The sequence below is a fragment of the Aphanizomenon sp. CS-733/32 genome (assembly GCF_028330045.1).
Lineage (GTDB): Bacteria > Cyanobacteriota > Cyanobacteriia > Cyanobacteriales > Nostocaceae > Dolichospermum > Dolichospermum gracile.
The window spans coordinates 1-26,245 of record NZ_JAQMSE010000172.1 but is presented as its reverse complement, the minus strand read 5'-3'; the positions used below and the strand labels follow the sequence as shown (position 1 = coordinate 26,245).

The following is a 26,245-nucleotide window of genomic DNA, read 5'->3' as shown; positions in this document are numbered from 1 at the left end:
TTTTTAGGCATAATAGACTTACTCGCAAATCCTCATTGGTTATTTACCTCAACCAATGTCAACAGGAAATAAAAATCCAGCCTTAATGCCTTTAGCAGATATATTTTGATTATATGCAAAATCGTCAATAAATTTATTTAGAAAAATCAATAAATTCATAACCTCTCACTTTTATCAAAACCAGAGATTATTGTTACCCTGATTATTGCCCAATTAGCCAAAGAATGAGTAAAATAGTTGACACAACTTTTTTTAGGCGTTGGTGAATTGGGGTATGAAAGTCGAAAATTTCATCTCTCAAACTCTTACTCTCTGCGCCTGGAGCGTCTCTGCGTGAAGTAAAATCATACTTTTACTTCTTCAAGGAGTCGGGGATATAATAATCTCAATCACACTAATTACCTGCACTTATGAATAAAAAAGAACAAACAGTAACGCGATTATTTTCCCATCTAAAATTTGATAACCATAAATTTCAACATCAACCCGGTAGTGTTTTAGGAAATACAGCTTTAATTACAGGAACTACCATTGGAGCAGGGATTATTGGATTACCTGCTGTAACTTTACCATCGGGGATTATACCATCCACAATCCTAATTATTACTGTATGGCTGTATACTTTAATTTCCGGTTTATTAATTGCAGAATTGACTTTAAATGTGATGAGATTTGAGGGGATTTCCCATATAGGTTTATTAGCAACTATAGAAAAAATTCTCGGTAAACTAGGAGCGAGAATTGCCGGAATTGCCTATGTATTTAACCACTATGCCCTTTTAGTGGCATATATGACTGAAGGTGGCAAAATTTTAACAACCACAGTTGATAAAGTCTGGGAATTAGAACATATTTCACCTCAGTGGGTAGGAACAGTCAGTTTTTTTCTCGTATTTGGTAGTCTAATATATTGGGGGAAAGATAGATTGGTGGCAAAAATAAATGGGATATTTATTATTATTTTACTAATTACTTTTTTGGGTCTATTAATATTAGGAGGAATGCAATTCCAAAACTCCCAACTACTAGTACAAAATTGGCAATCTGTAGGTAATGCTATTGCTATTATATATGTAGCAATGTTCTTTCACAGTATTATTCCAATGGTTGTCACTCAATTGGAAGGAGACATTAACAAAATTCGACAATCTATGATTATTGGTTCAGTAATTCCCTTATTCATGTTTTTAGCTTGGAATGCTATTATTTTAGGCTGTATGACTCCAGATATTTTATCCCATAATTTCGCAAATGAGAGCGTATTTGATCCACTGCAAATTCTGCGAACTGGCCAATCAGGAGAATGGTTTGCCGTTTTATTATCAATTTTTTCTGAATTTGCAATCGTGACATCATTTATAGGTATTACCTATGGTTTAGCAGATTTTTTTCAAGATATTTCCATCATTACCAAAAGTGAAATTTCCCGTTTACCTCTCTATTCCTTAGTTTTGCTTCCACCTCTGAGTTTAGGAACACTTAATCCTACTATATTTTTTCATGCTTTAGAATACACGGGAGCATTTAGTGTTTCTATTCTAGCAGGAGTTATGCCAGCATTAATGAGTTGGAAACAAAGTCAAACACCAGAATTTGCTAATGGTAACTATCAAACCCTAGTTCCTGGAGGCAAGATAACATTAGTATTGATTATGGTCGGGGCATTGTTTTTAATTTGTAGACAAATTCTGGTAATATGTCAAGTTTAAAAATTGTGAATAAAACCTCCCTTGTCGGGTAATGACAAGAGAGGATTTGGAGCTAAAGTCCGGTAGGGTAATCGGGCTATTTAATATTTAATATTTATTAGGGTTTAATCTAGTCCCCCCTAAGATATATAAATTGATGATTATCATCTACAATTGGTATCATTTAGGAATCTGCATAAAAAAATCCCTTGTTTGTATAGTGCAAACAAAGGGATATGTTGTTAAAGTTTGTCAGGTGATCGGAATATTTAATTATTTAATCGGAAAATTCAGGAATCAAACCGGAGTCCTATAGTTACTGATATGTTGCGTAGAACTTACGGAAAATCAAGGATGATCAGTATGTGTTAAAAAATATGTATGTTAGTGAATAACCGACAAAAAAGACTGCATAACAGATACAGGGGGTAAGAGGCAGAGGAAAAATATTTTCTACTGACAACTGACCGATAACTAATTAACAAAGGTGAAGATATATGACAGAATCACAAACATTTAGAATGCCGCCACCTTTACCAAAAGCAAAAGTACAGCATCAGGTGGCAAATTTAGAAATGAACGCCCCAGCACCGCCAATAATGACCACACCACCACCAATATTCTCCAATTCTCATGGGTTAACAAATGAACCTGTAGGACAGACCTTGGCGCAGCTTGTTCAGGAAGCTTTTGATGAGGGTTACTCTGATATTCACTTGGGAGTGGGTGAAATTCCCCGCTTCCGCAGCCGAGGGGAAATTCTGACGACAAGTTATCCCGAAGTTGATAAACCAACTTTTATGCGTTGGTTGCGGGAGATTCTTTCTGATTCTGAAATTCAAAGATTTCAAGAACATTTAGAATTTGATGGTGCGACTCAGTACGATTTTGCCCGTGTGCGGATTAATGTATTTGATTCGCTGCGTGGTTATGCAATGGTATTGCGGTTAATTCCTCTTAAAATTCTATCTATGGAGCAGTTGCGTTTACCACCAGTGTTTAGAGATATTTGTCACCATCATAAGGGTTTAGTTTTGGTCACAGGTCCTACTGGTTCGGGTAAGTCTACGACAATGGCGGCAATGGTTGATTATATCAATCGGGAGATGGCTAAACATATTATTACGATTGAAGACCCGGTGGAATTTGTCCACCAAAGCCGTAAGTCTTTGGTGAAACAGCGGGAGGTGGGAATGCACACTCGTAAGTTTGATAATGCTTTGAAAGCAGCTTTGCGGGAAGATCCAGATTTAATTCTGGTGGGGGAAATGCGGGATAAGGAAACGGTGAATACGGCACTGAAGGCGGCACAAACGGGTCACTTGGTGATGGGAACTCTACACACAAATAGTGCGGTAAAAACTATTGAACGGATTCTCAATTTGTATTCGGGTGAAGAACAGGAAGCTATGCGGATAGCTCTGGCAGAATCTTTGGTAGCTGTAATTGCTCAAGGTTTGTGCCGGACTACAGATGGTAAACGGGCGGCTTTCCACGATATTCTTATTAATACTGAAGCTGTGAAGGAATGGGTGAAGGATGGCAAGTATGATGAGATTGCGGAGTTAATGAAACAAGCTGGTTTTGATGGCATGGTGACAATGAATCAGTCATTGCTCAATCTTTACCAAGAAGGTCGAATTACTGAGGAAACGGCGCTAGAAATGTCGCCAACTCCTAATGAAATGGCCCAATTCCTCCGAGGTCGTGTTTAATGACCAATGACCAATGACCAATGACCAATGACTAAGTTGAATGTAGACAAACTTTCTAAACCCCAGTTGTTCAAGGGGATTGCCTTGTTTACGCCTGGAGGGGATTTGATGTATTGTATTGACCCTAACAAGCAAGGACGATGGCATTTAAATTTATGTGCGGCTTTACAGGAAATTCTCGATTTACCGGAGCTGCCACATTTTTTAGTGCCTTGCTATACCGCAACTATTGATCATTGGTTAAATCCGCGGACTCAACAAGTACAGATTTTTGCGGAAGCTTACCCGGCAGTGATTAGGCATCAGGCTGTGTTGAATGCGATTTTTGGGACGGGGGATTTGGTTTGGCAATCAGCACCTTGGCAGGATGGTTTGTGCGATCGCCTGGTATTATCAACTTATCGCTCGACATTTCCTCAGCTTTGGCAAGATCATGATTTAATTGTGCGTTTAGATTTGGCTGATTCTCCCTCCCAAGACCAGCCACCAGTTGTCAATAGACAACCTGTGTTACAAAATATTCCAGGAGTACCGGGTTTTGTTTTGCGCTTGTTTGTGGCTGGTCATAGTGCGACTACAGAAAAAATTTTACAGAACTTGCACGAATCCTTGGAGCGATCGCTAGGATATCCTTATACTCTCAAAGTTATTGATGTCCTCACAAATCCAGAACAGGCAGAAATTGATCAAGTTTCCGCTACTCCCACTTTAGTTAAGGTTTGGCCCCACCCAATTCGGCGGATGGTTGGTAACTTAGATAACATGGATAAATTATTACAAATGTTAGCAGGACAATGAGTCAGGAGTCAGGAGGAAGAGGGAAGAATGTTTGATTACAGCAAATTGTCATCAAACCCGTAACAAAAACCCCACCCCCAACCCCCTCCCCGCAAGCGATGAGGGGGCTAAGATGTACCTTATATGATTGGAAATCGCTGTAGGTTGGTAAATTATCAAATATTAAAAATTAAAAACTCACGTGAGTTCGACATAACGATAATTTGTGGAAAACTCACCCCACGTAGGAGTCTCAAGCCCTTATGATCTCGTTGAAAAAATTATAACTCCGTTCGCGTAGCGTCTCCGAAGGAGAAACTCCAAACTCCGAACTCCGAACTCACGTAAACTCAGGATTTGTGTAAATATGAACCTTACTTGGTTAGATAGTAATAGTTGGTTAATTGAAATTGGTGAACAGCGGATACTAATTGACCCTTGGTTAATTGGTGATTTAACCTTTAATAATTTAGATTGGTTATTTAAAGGTTCTCGTTCTCAGGATCGGTCAATACCAGATAATATAAACTTAATTTTGCTTTCTCAAGGTTTAGAAGATCACGCACACCCACCCACTTTAAAGCAGCTTCACAAAAATATCCCCGTTGTCGCTTCCCCCAATGCGGTTAAAGTAGTAAAACAACTGGGTTATCAACAAATCATCAGCCTCAATCATGGCGAAACCTTTACCTTAAATCATCAAGTAGAAATTAAAGCTTTTCCCGGTTCTCCCATTGGACCAACCCTATTAGAAAATAGCTATCTACTGAAAGATTTAGCAAATAATTCCACACTGTATTATGAACCTCATGGCTATCATTCCCCTCAACTCAAAGAACTAGCACCCATTGACGTAGTAATTACTCCAATCATTGATTTGAGCTTACCCTTACTCGGTCCGATTATCAAAGGCATGAACAGCGCCCTAGAAGTGACAAAATCCGTAAAACCTCAATTTATCCTGCCTACCGCAGCCGGAGGGGATATTTTGTTTACAGGACTATTGGTAAAATTCCTGCAAGAAAAGGGAAGTGTGGCAGAATTTCGGACATTGTTAGAGAAAAATCATTTAACAACCAAACTAATCGCCCCTAAGCCCGGTGAACAAGTTAATCTTGAATTAAAAAGACAGTTTGAGGACTTTACGCACGATTAAGGTCAAAAATATTTCGGCGTGTAGTTAATATCCTGATTCCTCATTTTAAAAACTCCTTGGGATTTTTTGCTTCCCAACCTAAATAACCGTTGGAACGCATTTCAAAATGAAGATGGGGTTGAGTAGAGGTTGGTTGTCCTGTAGTTCCAACTGCTGCTAAAATATCGCCTTTGTTGACCGTTTGACCTAGAGTGACTTTGATGCTGTCAAGTTGGGCGTAACGGCTTTGTAAGCCACCTGCGTGGTTAATAATGACTAATTTGCCGTAGCTACCCTGTTCCTTGGCAAAGACGACGATTCCTGGAGCGATCGCTGCCACAGGAGTATTTACTGGTGCTAACAAATCTACGCCACTATGAAAGAAAACGTCTCCTGTTACCGGGTGATATTGCCAACCATAAGCTAATCCCACCTCTGTAACACTTGGTAAGGGATAACCAGTAATGTTTTCAGTGGGGGTACTAGGTGCGGTAGCAATTACTCCAGCGGCAGGAGTATTAGTTACCCCTGAAAGTATTGGTAAAAAGACAAATTTAGGGGTTTTCTGACAACCATTGATTTCAAAGACTGTATCTGGACGAACTTTATATTTGGATGCGATTTGTCGCCAGCTTTGATTACGAGGAACTTCCACAACAATGCCATTAAAAGGGAGAATTTGCAATTCTGTACCCGGACTTACCACCCCATTCTTAACAGATGGATTGATTCCCATAATGGTCTCTGGTGATAGATTATAACGACTAGCTATACTTGCTAAAGTTTCACCGCGATTAACTTGATGACGTTGGATACGAGCTAAGACGGGACTAGGACAACTCCCTGGATTAGCATTAACGCTTTGTGATGGCGATAAGGTGGATAATAAACCTAAAGTGCTAAGTAAGCTCCAAAAACATAGTGAACGATAGGAAAATTTCATGTAAATAAGTCCAGAAATCGCTAATTTTTAGATTTTAGTGGGGAATTGTTAAAGATAGGATCAAGTTTTTCCTCTATCTTTTTACTACCCATTTCGAGTAAATTCATGATGAAATCTAAGAACTAGATATGATCTCCGAATATGCTGACAAATTTTCGATATTTATCGCTCAAATGATCTGTTCACTGATGGTTTGCTTGATTACCTCAAGAGATAAGCTTTCATCTATCCATTAATTTACTTGAACTTTGTGGTGCGGGCATCTTGCCCGCTAGAATTATACGAACTAAATGCACAACAGCTTATTGGCATGATCAGCGCTACACAGAAGTCAACCGTAATGGGAAAACTCAAGTCTTTAAAGTTCGTTGAGGAAATTATCCTCAATAGCAGGGAACAGGGAACAGGGGGAGTTGGGGAGTTGGAGAGGGGAAGAAATTTTCTTTTTGTTCTTTGTTTTTTTGTTCTTGATGAACTCCTGACTCCCGACTCCTATTGATTGGATAAATGTTCCAATTGCATCCTCTGTTCCATTTGGCGGAGAAAATAGCCCGTCATCATTGCCGATGCTAGTAGTCCCGCTAAATTTTCCCGGTCTGTTGTAATTTGCACATTAAAATGTTCTGTCGGTATCACTCCCACGAGTCCTTGGACATTCTGGGAAATGATTTGTTTAATTTCGGGGCTGACAGCTTGGGCGACACGGGCTAAAACTTCAGGAGATTGATGCTGTAAATATTTTAGTAACTGGTTTGGGTTGTCCCCAAAGCGATCATTCAGAAGTTGATTAGGGTGTTGCTCAGAGTCGTCTTGCAAAAAGTCAGGATCAAACACCATTGGCGATTTATATTAGCTTAACTGCTGATTATACTCTAAACCATATTCATAGGGTAGCGTATTTTCTACAGAGAAAAGGAAATAGGGAATAAAGAATAGGTTTTTAATTTTCACTTGTTTCCTCCTCTGCCTCTAATCCTTGTAACTCTAGTTCTAGTTGCTGTTCTTTGTCGGGAATTGCCAAAATTTGGGGTAGTTGTTCGATTTGAAAATATTGATGAAATTTGGGGGTTATTTGCAGGGAAAAGGAACGAGAATCACCTTCTCGGCGTTTGCGGACAAAACCGGATTCTACTAATTCTTGAACGTGCTGATAAGCTCCCGAACCCCGTAAATTAATCAATTCGCTTTGCAATATGGGATTATGGAGGGCGATCGCGGCTAATGTCCGTAATGCCCCAACTCCCAATTCTACTGGTATGATAGCTTGTACTAAATCATGAAATTCTGACCGCAGTTGTAAACTATAACCATGTTCAGTTTCTACGACTTCTAAAGCTGTATCTCGCCGGGAATAATTCTCAATTAGTTCGATAATTCCTTCTTCTGCCGTCAGGCGATCGCATTTCGCATATTCAGCAATTTCACTTAGTGATAAGGGTTTACCCTTTAAATAAAGAATCGCTTCTATTTTGCCGGCTATAGGTATATTTTTGGGCATTAGTCAGTTGTCAGTTGTTATTAGCTATTCTCTATAACTAAGTATAAATTCGGCGATCGCTAAATCTTGAGGAGTGGTAATTTTTAAATTAGTCTCTTCCCCGGAAACTATCCTCACCTCAATACCGCATTTTTCCAACAAAGCCGCATCATCAGTCACTTCCCAGCCTTGACGGACACCTTCAGCATGGCACTGTTTTAACAATTTGACATCGAACCCTTGAGGGGTTTGAGCCGCCCAAAGTTGTTTACGTTCTGGTGTACTTTTAATTATGCCATTGTCATCAACAACTTTAATGGTATCCTTAACAGGTACAGCTGCAATTAAACCAGAGCAATTAAGAATTGCTTCAGAACAAGCGTTAAATAAATCTGGTGTTGCCAAACAACGAGCGCCATCATGGATTAATACCTGTCCCGCGTTACTTGGCAATGCCTGTAAACCATTATAGACTGACTCTTGACGGGTAGAACCACCAGAAATTAATTCTATTGTTTTTTTCAGCTTTAAGTCAGCGATAATAGACTTGAACTCGTCCCAATCTTGAGGTTGAGAAACAATTCCTATCCAACTAATAGAACTTGCGGCTTCTGTCGCCAACAAAGTCCAAGCAATCAAGGGTTTTGAGCGTACCTGTAATAAAAGTTTATTACGAGCAGCGCCCATTCTTTTGCCACTGCCAGCGGCGGGAATTAGTAAATGCACAACTTTTCCTTAATTTTCAAATAGAGGATAAATAAAATAAATTCAAAACCTTTTGAATCCTAAATCCTTGACTGATTAAATTTTGAACTTCCGAACTTCTGAATTCCTATATTCTCCTAAAATATAAAACAATAAACGTTAATAAATATTATGCGTGTAGTAGCCCTTGTACCTGGTTCAATTGATAACCAGATTCTTTTTTTTGCCACTCTTGATGATCTTAAGCGTTATTATCCCGACGCGCAGATAGATGTCATTGTCGAACCCCAGTCAAAGGCTGCTTACCGAGTCAGCAAGTCAGTTCATGATGTATTAACTTTTGACTACAAAGATCGGAATAGTTTGGCTGATTGGGGTAACTTAGTTGGCATGATCCGCGATCGTGAGTATGATATCGCTATTATTGTCGGACAAAGTTGGTTAGTAGGATTGCTAATGTGGTTAACAGGAATACCCACACGCATTGGCTACCAAGGACAAGGTGCGGTTTTTTTCACTAATCCCATTACACCCAACCTATCCCAATATGTGGCAAAAGTGTACCATGACCTACTCAAACCTTTAAAGATTAATACTCCTTGTCCTCCACTATCAGTAAATGTGCCTAAAGTAGACATCGAATGGGCGCAAAGAGAACAAAACCGTTTGGGCGTAAGCAAAACAGGTTTTATTCTCATCAATGCTGGTGGAACTGATTTAGATACAACCTACCCTGTAGAAAGTTGGCAAAAAATCATTGTAGCTTGCCAAGAAAAACAACCAGATTTACCTGTTGTTGTCATTAAAGAAGCTGATAATGAGTCGTTTGTGCTTTCAATTTTAGAACATTGTCACAATATTAAAGTTACTTCCCCCGATGATATTGGCAAACTAACAGCCATTATTGGTGGCGCTAGTTTAATGTTGTCTGTAGAAAATAGTCTTCTGCAATTGAGCATAGCAGTAGAAACATATACAATAGCTTTGCTTAATTCTACGGATTCAGAAAAAAAATTATTACCCACAAGTGAAAAAGTCTTAACTATTACCTCACCCACTGGAAAACTAGCGGATATTACACCCCAAATAGTCTTAGAAAAAATTTGGGGAAGTTAGCTATGATCAATTTTGGATTTTAGATTCAAAATCAACTAGCAGGAGTCAGGAGGAAATTTTTTCCCTGTCACCTGTCACCTGTCACCTGTCACCTGTCACCTGTCACCTGTAACCTGTCACCTGTAACCTGTCACCTGTAACCTGTCACCTGTTCCCTTTCCAATTAATTAGTTTTTTCAATCATTTCAAAGAAAGCATCATCTAATTCATAGCCCAGAATTTGCGCTAAGGATTTGAGTCGAGATGGACTCACAATATCTTGTTTGTACAACCAATCACTTAAAATAAAGATTTTGTGCATCAAAAATATTTCTAAGGCTTCGGGGTTGTACTGGATACCTTCTTTAGAACTAAACTGATGAGGTACTAACATTGCTGCATATCTAGATAATTCTCCAGCTTTCCAGTCTAGTAAAAATGGCAACCAGGGATATTTAGCATCAAGACGCACAAACCACAGTCTTACCTCGGGAATTTCCGATAACTCCCGTGGATCATTTTCTTCCCGTTCATAATTAATTTCTAGACGTAGTTGCTGTTCATAGGAGGAAATATTTCCGGCTTGCAGTAGTGGTTCAATCACCATTAAGGCAGGTGATACATCTAAACTATAAATAGAATCGTTGTTGAGGGTGATTGTGATTGTCATGGACTGATAGATACTTACTCAACAGTGTTGACAATTCACAGTAACAGTTTTTTAACCACTTGAGGTAGACATTGGGAGGAATTTTAAGATAAAGTTGTTATGAGTTTGTTTTAGATTCAGAACATTATAAATTAGTAAGCAGGCAAAAGGCAAAGTGTTCTTTAATTTTGCGGGAGTGAGTCCTGTCGTGAGGGTATTTTGAATTGATTTCCAATTTCTAGAATTCACAACCTAAAATATGTACAAGCAAGGAAGTTGTCTTAAACCTATTCGTTCCTTAGAAGATGCTTTGGATAGGTGTCAAATGTTGGGAATGCGTATCAGTCGTCAGCGACGCTTTATACTGGAGTTGCTTTGGCGAGCAAAAGAGCATCTTTCTGCTAGGGAGATTTATGATCGACTCAATCAAGAAGGTAAAGAAATTGGACATACCTCAGTATATCAAAATTTAGAAGCTTTATCTAGCCAGAGTATTATAGAGTGTATTGAACATGGTGATGGACGATTATATGGAAATAATAGTGATTCCCATAGTCATGTTAACTGTATAGATACAAATCAGATTTTAGATGTGCAGATAGAACTACCTGAAGATTTGTTACGTCAAGTAGAAGCGCAAACGGGGATTAAGATTTCTGAATATACTATTAACTTTTATGGTTATCGTGACAAAATGAATGATTAGAAATTGAGAATTTAAACTAGCCTAAAAATCAGGAATCAAATCTTTTGTGAAAATGAGCGATCGCCTATTACAATTCTTATTAATTGACCCAGATCCAATTTTCCGTTTAGGACTAAAGGTAACACTCGAAGCTATTCCTAATTTACAAGTTATAGCAGATGTTGCCACAGATACCGCAGCTTTACAGGTTTTAGCAGAAGTAAATTCCCAGCAAATTAAATTAATCATTTTAGAATTAGAGAATGAACAATTGGGTTTGCAGTTCTGTAAACAACTAAAATCCTTGTATCCCCATCTACCTATATTACTTTTAAGTTCAAAATCCCAACCAGAAATGCTCATTGCGGCCAAAGCAATAGGAATAAATGGTTATTGTCCTAAAGGGATATCAATTTCTCAATTAGTCCCCATTCTTCAAGAAGTAGCTAATGGTGGTTATTATTGGTTCACAGAACCAGTAATGATTAATTCTCCTTTGCCATTTGCTAAGTTACGAAATAATTTACAAAATTCAGGAATTGATAATATTAATCAAGCCATTAATCTAGTTACAGAGAAATTAAAAACACCAGGAATACCCTTATTAGATAAAGCAATTTTAGCAGGACAACGACGGGAACTTTTAGCCGCTCGTTGGGTTGTTAATCACTTATTGACGATACCACAAGAAAGACAAAAACTACCACCAAAAAACCAATTACTATCCCTAAATATTCAAAACCAGGATAATATTATTAAATCTGATTTGGAACTACTACCATCAGTTAACATACCACCTATAGTTAGTTGTCGACAACTGCAATCTGAATTATTGACTTTATGTTTAAATAAATTGCAATTTTCTTTAGAAAATCTCACTAATACACCTTTAGAAATTGATATTCTCCGAGAAAATAAAAAGCGAGAGTTGCTTTATATTATTCTGAGGAAATTTTTTACTCAGGTGGAAGAAATACATACTTTTAATTTCGATGAAAATCAGCTATTTAATTTACAAAATCAGATTTATCTAGATTTATGGAAATTTGCTATTACGGAATTTTTTGGTAATTATTATCGGATTATTTTAGATAAACAAGAAATAAATTTAGTCAATTTTTTATTAGATAAAACTACAGATTTGCAAACAGAAATTATTAATAAAGTGCCGTTATTATTTGAGTTATTGTCTTATTTGCTGCTACTAACAGATTTATGTATTGATAATGTTTCTTACCCAGCAGGAACTAAAGAATCTCAATCTCAAGCATTATTAATTTTAGAAAATTTATTGATTCATATAGCTAATGCTGTAATTCAACCATTACTAAATAACTTAGCAGACGAGGAAAGTATTAAACAAAATTTTTATAATTGGCAAATGATTTCTACTAGGGAAATTGAGAAATTCAGAAATAATTTGTCTTGGAAATATCAATTATATCAATATATAACTGAAGCACAAACTATTTTTGAAAGTCGCTATGAGTTCTTTATTTTTTCCCCGCGAGGAATTAGGAAAACATCAATTTATGCCCCTCGAAATCAAGAATTAGCTCAACTTTCCGGTATTCCTTTAGGGGTAACATTAATACTGGAATTTCGGGATGCTATTTCTCCACGTATACAATCATTGGTAGGGTTTTTAGGAACTGGAATTGTTTTCGTTCTTACTCAAATAGTTGGTAGAGGTTTAGGTTTAGTTGGTCGAGGTATTTTACAAGGAATTGGTAGTGTTTCTTTATCAGAAAAAGGACAACGGAAGAATAGATAATAGGAGTTACGCACTATAAATTCCAATCACGACGATAATTAAAGAAACTTAGTAGCAATTCTGAAAAAGTATGGTTTTGATTAATTCTCTGTCTATGCCATTCTCGCACTATTTCCATAAGAATTTCGGAAAAACTGGGATAAACAGGTGATAATTTAGCCAAATACTGAATTTTCATATTTTGTGAGATTGCTAAACTAATTAAATTAATTAATTCTTCTGCTGCTATTCCCAATATAGAACATCCCAGAATTTTTCCATTTTCCAAAACTACTAATTTACAAACACCTGTAATTTCTGCTTGTATTTGTGCCGCCGTGGCTGTTTTAAAATATTGCTTAAAAACTAAAACTTGCTTTTGAGAATATTGGTTTTTAGCTTGTTTTTCTGTTAAACCAACTTGTGCTACCCTGGGCTGAGAATATATTCCCCAGGGAACAAATTCATAATTAACTTTTAGTTTGGGAAAGAATAGGGCATTTTTGACAGCAATATTAGCTTCATAATTACCAATACTCTGAATATCATAACCACCTAGCACATCACCACAAGCGTAAATTCGATGATTTGTAGTTTGTAATTTTTCATTGACAACCAAGCGGTGTTGATGCCATTTTACTCCTACCGCTGGTAAATTCAGATCCTCTAAATTTGGCTGTTGTCCAGCACCAATGAAAATTTCATCGGTTTCAATGGCTTGATTTCCAGCTTGTACCCATTTCTTATGATCTATTTGTCGGACTTGGGTAACTTGAGTTTGTGTTAAAATCCGTACACCATCAATTTCTAATTGTGCTGTTAGTAATTTGGCTATTTCTGTATCAAGACTAGGCAAAATGCTAGAATATTTGACTATTAATGTGACTTGACAACCACATCTGGCTAAAACTTGGGCTATTTCTATACTTTGAGGAACACCACCAATTATCACCCAATTTTCGGGTAATGTGGTTTTTTCTAAAGATTGCCAAATATTAGCTAAAGTTAGATATTTAATAGTATCTAATCCTGAAATATTAGGAATTAATGGACGAGAACCATTAGCGAGTAAGTAAGTACGACTATATAACCGTCTTTCATTAACTGTAAAACTTAATTGAGGAGAAGATTGAAATTGACCATTGCCAACAATAATATCAACTCCTTGGGCAGCTAAATTCTCTGCTGAATTTATTTGATTAATATTTTTGGCAACAGCATTTGCATACAACAATCCTTTGTTTAAATTTAAAGATTCTGGATTTAATTGAATATTTTTTTCGTAAATTCCTAGATTTGCTAAATTATAATATTTCTGAGTAATTTGACTAATTTCACTAAGTATGTATTGATAATTCAAATTATAGTTATGAGAAAAATCTGCGCTAATAATCAAGGCAACTTTAGCGTGTAGCCGAGTAGCACTTAAAGCCGCTTGGTATCCAGTAATACTGCCACCAATAACAACGATGTCGTAATCAATATTTGTCATTTGTCATTAGGTAATTTTATTCTTCCTTCTCCCTTCTCCCTTCTCCCTTCTTCCTCCTGATAGCGCAGCGTTAGCCATACTCCTGAATGGGCGCAGGCCCTGCGCCCCTACCGCCTGAACTCCTGCTATTGATTTTGAATTGTTTCAAGTGCTGTTAATAGGCATTGATTATCAGCTTTTGTACGGACTGCGACGCGGAAAAAGCGATCGCCTAATTCCTTAAAGCTTAAACAATCACGAATTAAGATCTGGTGTTGCTGAAGTAAATTTTGTTGTAGCTGGGAAGTAGGTCCTTGAGATTGTACCAATAGGTAGTTAACAGAGCCTTCTAGGGGGGTTAAACTAGGAATTGAGGCTAGACCTTGAAATAGTTGATTTCTCGCCCCTGGCAGCCATTTCCAGGTGAGATTTTGAAATTCTGTATCTTGGAGGGCGGCGATCGCTGCGGCTGCTGCTAAAGTATTTACAGGCCAAGGATCTCGCCATGATTTCCACTTAGCTAAACGTTGAGGGTGAGCGATCGCATATCCTAATCTTAGCCCTGGTAAACTGTAAAATTTGGTGAGCGATCGTAAAATCACCAAATTCTCGTATTCCTGCACCAACCCAATTAAACTTTGTTCCGCTGCCGGTGGCAAAAAATCCATAAACGCTTCATCTACCACCACCAAAGCAAACTTTTTCAAATACGGTAAAACAGATTCCCGCAAAAATAACTTTCCCGTTGGATTATGGGGGTTATTCAGCAATAACCCAAAACCTGAAGTTTCCAATCCGAAATCTGGCAACAGAGACATATTCCCCTTTCCCCTGGACAAATCCACAGGAAACTCCAGAACTTTAGCATTATCAGCCGCAAGCGTGCGGTAATAGTCGCCAAAAGCTGGAGTTAGTACAACCGTTGCTGCTAATTGTGCTAATTCTCTACCCACCAAGGTTAATAATTCTGCTGAACCATTACCCGGCAAAATCCACTCAGTAGGTAATTGATGAAAATGACTCAGAGCAAGTCGTAATTCACCATACTCTGGGTCAGGATAATTCCTCAAACTGCCTAGTTGAGACACAATCGCCGTAATCACACTATTTGGTGGTCCCAACGGGCTGATACTGGCAGAAAAATCCACAATAGCATCAGGGGAACAGCCAGCCAGTGCTGCTGCCCAAGCCAAGTTTCCCCCGTGTGCTTGTTGTGGCATCAAAAATATCCTTCTTATAACCGAACTTATTCTTTTGGCTCTTTTGGGGGCGCTACTCTTTCTCTAAACAGTTTTCCAGCAGAGAAAGCGGGAACTCTGGTAGCGGGAATTTCCATTTTTTCGTTCGTTTTGGGGTTACGTCCTTCACGGGCTTTGCGTTCCCGTGATTCAAACGAACCAAATCCCACTAATGTCACTTTATCACCGGAAGAAACCGCTTCCACAATAGTTTCGATGGCAGCGCTCAAAACTTGGTCAGCCTGTTTCTTGGTAACATTAGCCTTTTCAGCTACTGCATCAACTAATTCGCCCTTGTTCATATCAAACTCCTAAAGTTTTATCAGAGATTATTTCTCAGAATGCACCATTAAAGCATCTTTACGTAAATCTCTGTTTGTAGAAATACAAAAATCGTTCCTTGAGAGTATTTACACTCAAAATCGCTGCAAATACGATTGACTTGACTTTTCAATGAATCATTCTAAGGTGTTGTCGCCCGAAGTGGATAGATGAAACTATTAATTTATATAGATTTCAGGATTTTTTTGCTTTTTCACCTCTTTCTTGTAATTAAAATACCCTATTTATTAGAAATAAATACTTAGTTGTCAGTTGTCATTTCCCTCTGCCCCTTACCTCTGGCTTTGAGAACTCTGCGGAGTCGGTCTGGACTCAAGTAAACTTGTCGCTCAGATGCTAATTTTTTGGCTAGTTGTTTAGAGTTATAAGTCTGAGGTTCTTCAACTAGACAGTTTTCTAGGTACTCTAAATCATTTTCTGAATAGCGGGGTTTTCCGCCTCGACCTGGAGCATCCCATAATCCGGCTAAACCCATCTTTTGCCAACGATGTAGGGTCTGACGGACTGTAGAAACTGCCCAGTTTAAACCTTGAGCAATTTGTTCGTTATTTAATCCACGAGCATTTAACAGTAGAACTTGAGCGCGGTCTTTTGTCCGCTGAGGAACATCCTTAGCTTTTCTCAACTCTTCTAAAGTTAATTTTTCTTCATCACTTAACAAAATTTTCAGTCGGCATCCCATAATCCTTTTAATCTAAATTAATGTATTTGGTATACTGATGTGTATTTTGGGCAGCATATTTGTCAACGTTCCCATGTTAACACATTACTTATGGGTTTTGTCAAGACTTTATGAGCTTTAATATAATTACAAATATTCTGTATGCTCTGTATTTATTAGTGTATTAATATACAACAATAACTTAAATTAAAAATAGCTTATCTGTTGCCTTCCAGACTTACTATTTCGCTTTTATTGTGTAAACCTACTGAATAGATTTTCCTAGTGTTCAGTCATCAAAAGACAACTTGCGCTATTAGCAAGGAACTTGAGTTCCTTGCGGGATGGTTTTTTTGTTAATTTAACACTAATACCAATGCTCTTGACTCCTGAATTTGAGAAGCGAAAAAAAAGGTTTGGTGCTATAACCAAACCTCCATAATTGCTGTGCTTAACAACGTACTCAATCAATTTAGTGCTACTCTAGTCACATATCATCTTCCTATGGAATGTGTACAAATTGCTCTAATTGTGATAAATCAAGACTGCAACCTATATTGGCGCTGCAAATATTAGTTTATAGCTATAGAAATTTTTATTTAGTTTATATATTTTTAATAGTTTTGTAAAGTAACAATTTATTTAACTCAAGTTGCTAGTATAGCTTGGCGAGCAAATAGAAAGCAATCCTGATTTATTGTCATGTCTTCGGGAATTTTGCAGCAGCAAACAGAAGCATCTGATCATGATAGATAAAGAAATGATTGTCATACAATCTTAAAGTTGTCTGAATCAGGATATCCAGGATTATAGGATTTACAGGATCATAATTGTCAAAATACTTGATAAATTACTAAAATCCTGAAGAAGATCATGCTTGAGTTAAATAAATATAATGCGATTTTGTGGGAAACTCTCACAAAACTAACTCTGATTTGCGTAATTCATCATTAACTTACCAAAAACCATTGAGAACAACTACTAAAACCATAGATAGAAAATTGCTTAGATAGAAAATGAGGCAATAATTAAAGTAAATCCCATAAATCATCCACAATAATTACTCTTATACATATAATCCTGTAAATCCTCAGCAATTCTCATTTTGAAAAAAATAAAATAGGGTCTGAATCACGGATTAGACGGATTTTAGTGACTCTTATCATAGCAAACAACCTAATCCGCGCTATCAGACAATTATTCCCAAAGCATCAGATAATAATCCAAAGAAATATTTTCATCATCTCATAACTCATCGCCAAAAAAAGGTAATAAACCTATTGACATCTCATTTTAAATATGTTATTCTGAGCTTGATAAGGAAGAACTATCTTAAATAACTTTTAAAATGAAGTAGTATAAAAATCATTAAGATTCCAAAATTTCCACTAAAATTCTCAATAAATCCTCCAAGTCAGCCGGAACACGATATAAATCAAGGTCTTGAGTTACTGTCTGAGACTGACGATCAAATTTCCCAAACTGCCAAATATTGCCTGTAGAAACTGCACCATGTAAAATATTCTTGTCTGATTCAATCCATTGATCAAGAGCAATTAGTTCAATTGCTAATTGCAAAAAACCTTTTTCTAAGTCTTCATTTTTAGCTTCAACAACTAGAAAAATTTGGCAGTTTTGCATGAAATAATCTAAAGAACCTTTTAATTGATGATTAACAACAATCGGATATTCAATATTAAGCGTAGCTTGAGTATAGTGCAGCACGTCCGTTAAAACTGGAGCAATCAGAAATTCCCTTCGGGCCATTTCACTAGTTAGACTAAGACGAGGTAAAACTTCTTCAATACGTGCTTTTAGATCAGTTAAACGATCAAGAGTATGAGTAGATTGAGGCAATTTTAAAGCGTGACGTTGAAGAGAAACATTAAAATAAGCTAAAATATCTTGCGGAGCAAAGTTAAGTTTAAAATAATCAGCAAAAGTATAAGACTGATCTGGATTAATAATGTTTGTTCTTGGCATTTTATTTTTAATACCTGTTTATTGTTTAGTAATTTAAGGATTTTCTCGTTCCCATACTCTGTATAGGATTCTAGGAGTCTCTGATTATGGCTTAGGAACGCAAATTTAATAACCTGCAATTCTGATTTAACGTGGAATGGTGCGTTACGCTGTCGCTAACACACCCTACTTTTGCACTTTATTTAATTCACATTCCTTACGCCACGCTGCGCTATCAATAATAGCGGAGGCAGAACCTTGATGATAGCATTCCAAGTCTGAAACTGGGAACGAGATAATTGTCAGAATCAGGATGTCCAGGATTATAGGATTTACAGGATTATCAGTGTTAAACTACTTATTTCCATGACAACTGACAACTGACCAATGACAACTGACTGATATTAACCCTCTCTTGTCATCTATTCCCCAATTGCCTTTACAATTTAAATTCCTAGCAATTACCGGGAGTGAAAAAGTCGTTATGTTGTCTAAAAGAATCTTACCTTGTCTAGATGTCAAGGCGGGCAGGGTTGTGAAGGGAATTAACTTTGTGGATCTTAAGGATGCGGGTGATCCTGTAGAACTGGCCAAGGTTTACAATCAAGCCGGTGCAGATGAGTTAGTGTTTCTGGATATTACGGCTACTCATGAAGACAGGGACACGATTATTGATGTGGTTTACCGGACTGCTGAACAGGTCTTCATTCCCCTGACTGTGGGTGGTGGGATTCAAACATTAGAAAATGTTAAAGGTTTGTTAAGGGCAGGGGCTGATAAGGTTAGTATTAATTCGGCGGCGGTCAGAAACCCAGATTTAATTAATCATGCCAGCGATCGCTTTGGTAATCAGTGTATTGTTGTAGCTATTGATGCTAGACGTAGACTTGATCCTGAAAATCCTGGCTGGGATGTCTACGTTCGCGGCGGCAGAGAAAATACTGGTATTGATGCCCTTTGGTGGGCTGAGGAAGTCACAAAACGAGGCGCTGGAGAATTGTTGGTGACGAGTATGGATGCTGATGGAACTCAAGCTGGTTATGATTTGGAATTGACAAAAGCGATCGCTAATGCTGTGGAAATCCCCGTCATCGCTTCTGGTGGTGCAGGGAATTGTGAACATATTCACACTGCTTTAACGGAAGGTAAAGCCGAAGCTGCACTTTTAGCGTCTTTGTTACATTTTGGGAAACTAAGCGTGGCACAAATTAAAACCTATTTGCAAGAACGCCATGTTCCTGTCCGGCTTCCTACTTGAGATCAAATACAGCGACCAACTGCATCTATTGAAGACAAAACACAGTTATCCAAAACAGTGTTAAGATAAGGGTACTTCTATTAAGAAATATTAAGAAATATGTTGATTCCTATTTTAATCTTTGATGTCGCACTTGTAGCATGGTCGCTACACCTAATGGAAAAAGCTTATCAGCATAAAGAATTTTCGCTCATGCTGGCTGGTACACTAGTGGCATTAGCCGCAGCAGCAATGCTAGTAGTTTACTTTTTAATGGGGAACTGTATGAGCTATTTGTTACAAGTAACTTAGTTTGGTAATTGGTAATTGCCATTGTGGAAATCCAGTTGTTATATTAGACTAAATCAATAGTAGTTAAGGATTTAGCAACTGTGCGAGATGATTTGCAGGGATTGGATATTAGTCATGATCAACTTCAAGATGCGACTAATTTACCTGTTGATAATAAATTAATAATTATTACTCATATTATCCAGCAATTCAGTATCAAGTTGCTGAAAAAAGCTCAAAAAACAGAAATTGCTACTGTTGTTTTCGCTGGATCGGCTATTTCTGTTTGTACTTACCTATTAGTAAAACTATCATCTTTACTGTTATTAATTATTTTTATTTTATGGACAAGTGGGAGTATCCAAATATTATTATATTTATTATGGAAAGGTAAAAGTAAGTTTCTCAAGCAGAATATGACCAATTCTTTGCGGATTTTACTAAATGATGTGGAAAGATATAATTCGGTGATTAAAGCTATAGATATTAATGACCAAATTGAGGATGTCGGTAATTTAGGAGTCAGTATCCAAGAAAGAGAAAAAGTATTATTAGCACTTGAATTAACTAGAAACGATTTAATCCGCGCTTTAAAAACAGAGAGAATTTTGCGAGAAAATAAAAGTTTTATTATCACTAATACTGATTTATTTACCAATAATTTAGCCGCTTTGGCATCAATGCAAATTACTGAAGAAGCCACCGAACATGGTAAATTATTAAATGAAGCCTTGCAAATTTCCCTAGATGTACAGCGAGAAATGAAAAATTTACAAAGTCAAAGTTAAGATTTGATATATGTTTAGATGTAAAATATAGCCATAGCAATCCTATTTAAGTTGAGAACTTATCGGTGAGAGAAGGGAACAGGGAACAGGAAACAGAAGTCTTCATAAATCATTTAGGATTGCTATATATAAAATACTTTCTTCTTCTTGTTCTTTCTTATCCTGACTCCTGACAGGGCGCAGGCCCTGCGCCCCTACATCCTATTCTACAAACTTTTTAAATGAACTGGCAAGAAATTAGAGGCAATTGGGTACTTATTCCCCGTAATCCTATCGGGATTATTCATTTTTTAGGTGGTGCATTTGTCGCCACCTTACCACATTTAACTTATCGTTGGTTACTGGAAAACTTAGCGGATCAAGGATATGTGATTATTGCTACACCTTTTGTGAATACATTAGATCATATAGCGATCGCTAAATCTGTCCTCCGTAAATTTGAATATACCCTAGAAAAGTTACAAGACTCTGGAAAACTCCGCAAACTTTATCTTCCCACCTATGGAATCGGACATAGCATGGGTTGTAAATTGCATTTACTAATTGGTAGCCTGTTTCCCATCCAAAGGGCTGGTAATATTTTAATATCCTTTAATAACTTTGCCGCCAATGAAGCCATACCATTAGTAGAACAGTTCAATTCCCAATTCAATTCCCAATTAGATATTGAATTTACACCCACACCCGCACAAACTAACCAAATAGTCCAAGACAGTTACCAGATTCGGCGAAATTTATTAATCAGATTTAATAAAGATAGCCTAGATCAATCAGCAAACTTAACAATAATTTTACAACAACTCTTTCCTGATCTGGTGACAACACAAACTTTATCAGGCACTCATACCACACCTTTAGGACAAGATGTTAAATGGCAACCAGGAACTTCCTTTAGTCCCTTTGATGCTTTAGGACAATGGTTAAAGCAAGAAGTTTATCGAGATTTAAATCAATTAAAACAAGTTATATTGTTTTGGTTAAATCCCCTTTCTTAATAATCTCATGTTTGAAATCCTAATTATTGATGATGACCAATCCATCCAAATTTTCCTGAAAAGAATTTTAGAAAAACAAGGTTATCAAGTTATTACCGCGAGTACGGGAGAAGAAGGGATTCTAAGAACGCTGGATTCACCTCCAGCCTTAATTATATGTGATTGGATTATGCCGGGATTAACTGGGATAGAAGTATGTAATGTCATTAAAAAAGATCCCAAATTATCTACCACATTTTTTATTTTATTAACATCTTTAGATTCCGTCGCAGATCGAGTTAAAGGATTAGATGCTGGTGCTGATGATTTTATCTCCAAACCTATCGAACAAAACGAACTTCAAGCAAGAGTTAGAGCCGGTTTACGTCTACATCAATTAAGTCAGGATTTACAGACCCAAAAACTACTTTTAGAAACAGAATTAGCCGAAGCTACAGAATATGTAAAATCCCTTTTACCCCTACCTATAAATAACCCCCTGAGTATTCAGTTTAAGTTTGTGCCATCACGCCAACTTGGTGGAGATTGTTTGGACTATAATTGGCTGGACGCTGATTCTTTAGCTATTTACCTACTAGATGTTGCTGGTCATGGACTAAAAGCGACTCTGCCTTCAATTTCTGTACTAAATCTCCTCCGTTCCCGCGCTCTCAAAGATTTAAATTACTATCAACCTAGCGAGGTATTAGCGGCTTTAAATAATACCTTTCAAATAAATTATCAAAATGATAAGTATTTTACGATTTGGTATGGAGTTTATAATCGAGTTAGTCGGCAGTTAACATACTCTAGTGCTGGACATCCACCAGCTATTATCATTTCTGGTAACTCTCCTACTAACACAGAAGTAAAAAGATTAAAAACTCCAGGAATGCCGGTGGGGATGTTTCCTGAAGCTAAATATGTTGATGCTTATTGTCAGATTGAAAAATCTAGTACCCTTTATATTTTTAGTGATGGTGCTTATGAAATCACTCAATCCAATGGCAATCTTTGGAGTTTAGAAGGTTTTACTCAGATTTTAATTAGCTTACAGTATTCTGTTGATAATCAACTAGATTATATACTGGATTACCTAATTAAATTAAACTCTAAAGAAATATTTGAGGATGATTTATCTATTCTTCAAGTTAAATTTGATTGATCAATTAGGGTTCTACCGCTCCCCTTATGGAAGAGAATATTAATTTAATTTTCGTAGGTTGGGTTGAACGAAGTGAAACCCAACATTAGCAGGAGGATAAATAAGAGGTGTTGGGTTTCGTTCCTCAACCCAACCTACAATCAATCTTGTTTTACATAAAGGGAATAGTAGAGCCTCAATTAGCAGAAAGCAAAAGATTTTCAAATTCTTCTTGACTAGGAACAATTGTAAATTTACTATCCATCCCAGTTAATTCAAATAGCATTCTCACCTGTTCATTAATTGAACAAATTACCATTTTGATCCCTGATTCTTGTAAAGCTTTAAATGTTAAAACCAGCGTGCCTAATCCAGAACTATCCATAAAGGTAACATTATGACAATCAACTAACACAATGGATGTTCCACTGTCCATTGATTCTGTGATACTTTGTCGAAAGCTTTGAGAATTATTGGCATTGAAGCTCCCACTGATAGAAATCACTTTCACCTGCTGATTCATAATATGCTAATTTTGATTTATTTAAGAAGGTTCTGAATTTTGATTTTATTAGTATATCTTAATGTTAAATTGGATAAAGACATTTTGTACACAAAAATATTGAGCAATTTTTCATCAGGCATTTATTCCAGTTTCTCATAACACAAAATAGTGATCCTTTAGAGCATTTTTGGTAGATTGCGTCGCAAGAAACAATTATATGGGACTGACTCTAGCTCGGTATAAAAGCTGATCGTGTTGCATATAACCTGGATAACGGACTTTAATGATTTCTCCTGGTTGTGCTGTTCCCTCCAATAATTGATGAAGTTGCGGATTATAAGGAATTTGCTCACCGACGGAAGCGATCGCTTGCACGTTCCAACTCTGTAATAATCTCTCTAGGGGTTTATCTACCAAAGGTAGTATTTTTACGGCTGCTAACTGGTGATCCTCCCTGGCTCTATGTGCTGCTATTGGCCATTGTAATAGTAAAGATTCCAATACTTGTAAACTCGATCGCTGAAATTCTTGTTGTAATACTTCCCGTTGTTCTAACATTGATAATGTTAATCTTTCGTACTCAGATTGTAAATCCGTAATTTGCCTTAATAAGTTTATGTTTTGATCAGAGGAATGAGTGTTGTTGACACTTGAAAATAAACCATCAACACCGAAAGTTTCTACCAACTCAACCCAAGATATTTGTAAAATCTCTGACAGTTTTACCAATACTTCTATCCGCATCTTGGCGATTTTCCCCCTCCGCAACTGCAAAATTTGCCATTGGGAAACACCAGCAGCACGACTTAAAGCGTTAAAACTATCACAACCAACTTTTTGCATTAAATTTCGCAAATTATCAGTCAAGTCAACTTGCACCATAAAATATGGGATCTAATATATTGTTAGCTATTATACCTTTTTTTCATTATCCTCTGCTTTGGAAACTCAAAAATCACTCAATAAATCGTACTCGTAATGAGTTTGATTTGCAAATGTGCCGAAGCAAAGACGTAATGGTATTATAGAAGCGCATAAGTAAAAAATATATACAGCGAATCGCAAATCAATGACATACAGGATACAACTGCAAAGCTAAACACTGAGCCAGTTGTACATCTGACTCCGAACTCCTGACTCCTGCTATATTTGTAATCTGTGATTCTTCCTGCCGCCCTGCATCTTCTTATCATGAGTAACTTGAGTTAATTAATTTAAAACCTCTCCGACAGCATAAGGGCAATTAGAATTAGTTTGCATGAAAATATTTATTTGGCGTTCCTCCTACAGATTAATAACAACCTTGTGCTTATTGGGATTGACTGCCGCATCAGAACCCGTAAGCAAAAACCAGGATGTAAAATTGCAAATTGGTATTGTCCAACGATTTGGGGCTAAACCCACAGACAAGTTAGAATTATCTCCCACCAAAGGCGATCGCTTAACATTAAAATTTGCAGTAGGTAATCAGCAACAAACCCTAGTCACAGACAAACCCATCCAGTTAGCAACAGTTATGCAGCCCTTAACCCAAACAGTGGTTCAGGAAGTATTGGTGCTGGGTGACTTTCGCACCTTTGAAACAGCAGAAGATAAGGCTAATCGCTGGCGTTCCTTGGGGATAGAGGTGGAAATATCCCAACCAGAACGTTGGCAAGTATGGGCAAAACGGGACGTTTACAGCACTCCTTTAATTCGCCGCTTGCTATTAAAAAGTATAGAAACATCCGGTGATCAAAATGCTTACTTAGCCACCAATATTTTATCAAAAGTCCCAAAAATTACTTGGGTAGTAAATGGTAAAAATTATAGTCCCAATTATCTGGAAGTGACTGCGGGTAAGGAATTGGTCAAAGTCAGTACCGATGACAAACTCGAATTAAAGCGTGTTTACCCAGGAAAATTGACCTTGCAGCCTAACGCCTATGGGCATTACACCTTAGTGAATACCGTACCCTTGGAAACTTATGTGCGAGGAGTTTTACCCCATGAAATTGGCATAGATGCACCAATGGCAGCCCTAGAAGCACAAGCGATTATTGCCCGCACCTATGCTTTGCGAAATGTTCGCCGATTTGCGGTAGATAATTATCAATTATGTGCGGACACACACTGTCAAGTGTATCAAGGACTGAGCGGAATTGCTAAAAATACAGATCAGGCGATCGCCTCAACCAGAGGTCAGGTTCTCACTTATAATAACGAAATAGTTGATGCTTTGTATTCTTCCACTACAGGTGGCGTTACCGCTAACTTTAGTGATATCTGGAATGGAGAAGATCGTCCCTATTTAAAACCGATCATAGATACTCCTAATCAAAATCTGTGGAACTTATCACATCAGAATCTAGCAGATGATCGGAACTTCGAGAAATTCATCAATCTTAAAGCCGGATTTAATGAAAGTAAATGGGATGTCTTCCGTTGGCACAGAGAAACGGACATCAATAAAATTACCAAGGACTTGCAAAAGTTCTTAAAAGCAAAAAAAAGCCACTATAGCAAGTTCAAAACAATTCAAGCCATGTCCGTTGTTAAACGCAGTTCCAGCGGACGGGTTTTAAAACTGGCTGTGAAAACAGATATCGGCGTTTTTACCTTACAAAAAGATGAAGTCCGCAGTGCCTTTGCTGCCCCCATTAGCACGCTTTTCTACATTCGACCATTGAATAAAGGTCAAACCAGTCTGTGGGGATATGCTTTTATTGGTGGTGGTTTAGGACATGGGGTGGGTTTAAGCCAAACAGGCGCTCAGAACCTAGCCAAACTGGGTTGGTCTAGTGCTAAGATTTTGGAGTTTTATTATCCAGGAACTAAAATTAAAGGTATTAAGTAGGGCTTGCTGATAGCGTAGCGTGGCGTAAGCCATATAAACCGAAAACCTAGATATATTAAGAGTTTCCGGGGTAAAAAAGTGAATTAGGTGCAAGGAATAAGCATTGAAACCATTAAAAACCTATCACTTTCTGGAATTTGAGACTATTCTTATATCTTTCTAATTCTTCCTCCT

25 protein-coding genes are annotated in these 26,245 nt (G+C 37.3%); 13 read left to right on the top strand and 12 right to left on the bottom strand.

All coding sequences use genetic code 11. The features are described from left to right. Window positions 1–410: 410 nt before the first annotated feature. From PN471_RS13655 to PN471_RS13640, 4 genes are all read left to right on the top strand, one after another. The gene (locus PN471_RS13655) at window positions 411–1,709 is read left to right on the top strand and encodes an amino acid permease (RefSeq protein ID WP_271777312.1); all 1,299 of its coding nucleotides are present in this window, start codon (window positions 411–413) and stop codon (window positions 1,707–1,709) included. Between the two features lie 476 nt (window positions 1,710–2,185). Next, window positions 2,186–3,403 carry a type IV pilus twitching motility protein PilT gene (locus PN471_RS13650; RefSeq protein WP_271777311.1) on the top strand — a complete coding sequence of 406 codons (1,218 nt, stop codon included), beginning with the start codon at window positions 2,186–2,188 and terminating at the stop codon, window positions 3,401–3,403. A gap of 27 nt (window positions 3,404–3,430) precedes the next feature. Further along, complete coding sequence (locus PN471_RS13645) at window positions 3,431–4,201, top strand: circadian clock KaiB family protein (protein ID WP_271777310.1); 771 nt, start codon at window positions 3,431–3,433, stop codon at window positions 4,199–4,201. Window positions 4,202–4,547: 346 nt separating this feature from the next. Continuing rightward, window positions 4,548–5,336 (top strand): MBL fold metallo-hydrolase, encoded by a 789-nt coding sequence (locus PN471_RS13640; RefSeq protein ID WP_271777309.1) that lies wholly within the window; start codon window positions 4,548–4,550, stop codon window positions 5,334–5,336. 40 nt (window positions 5,337–5,376) lie between these two features. Here PN471_RS13640 and PN471_RS13635 read toward each other — a convergent pair whose 3' ends face one another. The 4 genes from PN471_RS13635 to ispD all read right to left on the bottom strand — a co-directional run bounded on the left by PN471_RS13635 (window position 5,377) and on the right by ispD (window position 8,461). Continuing rightward, window positions 5,377–6,258 (bottom strand): LysM peptidoglycan-binding domain-containing M23 family metallopeptidase, encoded by an 882-nt coding sequence (locus PN471_RS13635; RefSeq protein WP_271777308.1) that lies wholly within the window; start codon window positions 6,256–6,258, stop codon window positions 5,377–5,379. Window positions 6,259–6,750: 492 nt separating this feature from the next. Then, window positions 6,751–7,095, bottom strand: coding sequence for a DUF760 domain-containing protein (locus tag PN471_RS13630; protein WP_096667135.1), 345 nt, complete (start codon window positions 7,093–7,095; stop codon window positions 6,751–6,753). Window positions 7,096–7,198: 103 nt separating this feature from the next. Next, window positions 7,199–7,756: an SMC-Scp complex subunit ScpB gene (gene scpB, locus PN471_RS13625; protein WP_271777307.1), complete on the bottom strand. Its 558-nt coding sequence runs from the start codon at window positions 7,754–7,756 to the stop codon at window positions 7,199–7,201. A gap of 24 nt (window positions 7,757–7,780) precedes the next feature. Then, on the bottom strand, window positions 7,781–8,461 hold the full coding sequence (gene ispD, locus PN471_RS13620; protein WP_271777306.1) for a 2-C-methyl-D-erythritol 4-phosphate cytidylyltransferase: 681 nt from the start codon (window positions 8,459–8,461) through the stop codon (window positions 7,781–7,783). Window positions 8,462–8,611: 150 nt separating this feature from the next. On the opposite strand from ispD, the gene PN471_RS13615 reads away from it, so the two are divergent. Beyond that, a complete protein-coding gene (locus tag PN471_RS13615; RefSeq protein ID WP_271777305.1) occupies window positions 8,612–9,556 on the top strand; it encodes a glycosyltransferase family 9 protein in 945 nt (314 codons plus the stop codon). Window positions 9,557–9,719: 163 nt separating this feature from the next. On the opposite strand, the gene PN471_RS13610 is transcribed toward PN471_RS13615, so the two are convergent. Next, window positions 9,720–10,205 carry a CRR6 family NdhI maturation factor gene (locus PN471_RS13610; RefSeq protein ID WP_271777304.1) on the bottom strand — a complete coding sequence of 162 codons (486 nt, stop codon included), beginning with the start codon at window positions 10,203–10,205 and terminating at the stop codon, window positions 9,720–9,722. A gap of 238 nt (window positions 10,206–10,443) precedes the next feature. On the opposite strand from PN471_RS13610, the gene PN471_RS13605 reads away from it, so the two are divergent. Continuing rightward, window positions 10,444–10,890 carry a Fur family transcriptional regulator gene (locus tag PN471_RS13605; protein ID WP_193892106.1) on the top strand — a complete coding sequence of 149 codons (447 nt, stop codon included), beginning with the start codon at window positions 10,444–10,446 and terminating at the stop codon, window positions 10,888–10,890. A gap of 52 nt (window positions 10,891–10,942) precedes the next feature. Continuing rightward, a complete protein-coding gene (locus PN471_RS13600; RefSeq protein ID WP_271777303.1) occupies window positions 10,943–12,643 on the top strand; it encodes a DUF3685 domain-containing protein in 1,701 nt (566 codons plus the stop codon). 13 nt (window positions 12,644–12,656) lie between these two features. On the opposite strand, the gene PN471_RS13595 is transcribed toward PN471_RS13600, so the two are convergent. The 5 genes from PN471_RS13595 to PN471_RS13575 form a co-directional block, all read right to left on the bottom strand. After that, window positions 12,657–14,114, bottom strand: coding sequence for a dihydrolipoyl dehydrogenase family protein (locus PN471_RS13595; RefSeq protein WP_271777302.1), 1,458 nt, complete (start codon window positions 14,112–14,114; stop codon window positions 12,657–12,659). 125 nt (window positions 14,115–14,239) lie between these two features. Continuing rightward, window positions 14,240–15,313 (bottom strand): threonine-phosphate decarboxylase CobD, encoded by a 1,074-nt coding sequence (cobD, locus tag PN471_RS13590; RefSeq protein ID WP_271777301.1) that lies wholly within the window; start codon window positions 15,311–15,313, stop codon window positions 14,240–14,242. A 26-nt stretch (window positions 15,314–15,339) separates the two neighbouring features. After that, the gene (locus PN471_RS13585) at window positions 15,340–15,633 is read right to left on the bottom strand and encodes an HU family DNA-binding protein (protein ID WP_027401744.1); all 294 of its coding nucleotides are present in this window, start codon (window positions 15,631–15,633) and stop codon (window positions 15,340–15,342) included. Between the two features lie 281 nt (window positions 15,634–15,914). Further along, entirely contained in the window at window positions 15,915–16,355 is a 441-nt protein-coding gene (locus PN471_RS13580) for a helix-turn-helix domain-containing protein (protein WP_271777300.1), read from the bottom strand. 1,347 nt (window positions 16,356–17,702) lie between these two features. Next, complete coding sequence (locus tag PN471_RS13575) at window positions 17,703–18,317, bottom strand: hypothetical protein (RefSeq protein WP_271777299.1); 615 nt, start codon at window positions 18,315–18,317, stop codon at window positions 17,703–17,705. Between the two features lie 463 nt (window positions 18,318–18,780). Between PN471_RS13575 and hisF the strand changes: the two genes are divergently transcribed. From hisF to PN471_RS13550, 5 genes are all read left to right on the top strand, one after another. Next, window positions 18,781–19,554: an imidazole glycerol phosphate synthase subunit HisF gene (gene hisF / locus PN471_RS13570; RefSeq protein WP_271777340.1), complete on the top strand. Its 774-nt coding sequence runs from the start codon at window positions 18,781–18,783 to the stop codon at window positions 19,552–19,554. A gap of 99 nt (window positions 19,555–19,653) precedes the next feature. Further along, the gene (locus PN471_RS13565) at window positions 19,654–19,845 is read left to right on the top strand and encodes a hypothetical protein (protein ID WP_193894094.1); all 192 of its coding nucleotides are present in this window, start codon (window positions 19,654–19,656) and stop codon (window positions 19,843–19,845) included. Window positions 19,846–19,925: 80 nt separating this feature from the next. Beyond that, window positions 19,926–20,612 carry a hypothetical protein gene (locus PN471_RS13560; RefSeq protein WP_271777298.1) on the top strand — a complete coding sequence of 229 codons (687 nt, stop codon included), beginning with the start codon at window positions 19,926–19,928 and terminating at the stop codon, window positions 20,610–20,612. A gap of 221 nt (window positions 20,613–20,833) precedes the next feature. After that, entirely contained in the window at window positions 20,834–21,607 is a 774-nt protein-coding gene (locus tag PN471_RS13555; RefSeq protein WP_271777297.1) for a DUF1350 family protein, read from the top strand. Between the two features lie 7 nt (window positions 21,608–21,614). Further along, window positions 21,615–22,751: a PP2C family protein-serine/threonine phosphatase gene (locus PN471_RS13550; protein ID WP_271777296.1), complete on the top strand. Its 1,137-nt coding sequence runs from the start codon at window positions 21,615–21,617 to the stop codon at window positions 22,749–22,751. A 175-nt stretch (window positions 22,752–22,926) separates the two neighbouring features. Here PN471_RS13550 and PN471_RS13545 read toward each other — a convergent pair whose 3' ends face one another. Together PN471_RS13545 and grpE are read right to left on the bottom strand one after the other, a co-directional pair. After that, window positions 22,927–23,253: an STAS domain-containing protein gene (locus PN471_RS13545; protein ID WP_271777295.1), complete on the bottom strand. Its 327-nt coding sequence runs from the start codon at window positions 23,251–23,253 to the stop codon at window positions 22,927–22,929. Window positions 23,254–23,448: 195 nt separating this feature from the next. Beyond that, a complete protein-coding gene (grpE, locus tag PN471_RS13540; protein WP_271777294.1) occupies window positions 23,449–24,117 on the bottom strand; it encodes a nucleotide exchange factor GrpE in 669 nt (222 codons plus the stop codon). A gap of 376 nt (window positions 24,118–24,493) precedes the next feature. On the opposite strand from grpE, the gene PN471_RS13535 reads away from it, so the two are divergent. Further along, window positions 24,494–26,071, top strand: coding sequence for a SpoIID/LytB domain-containing protein (locus PN471_RS13535; protein ID WP_271777293.1), 1,578 nt, complete (start codon window positions 24,494–24,496; stop codon window positions 26,069–26,071). The last annotated feature ends 174 nt before the right edge of the window (window positions 26,072–26,245 follow it).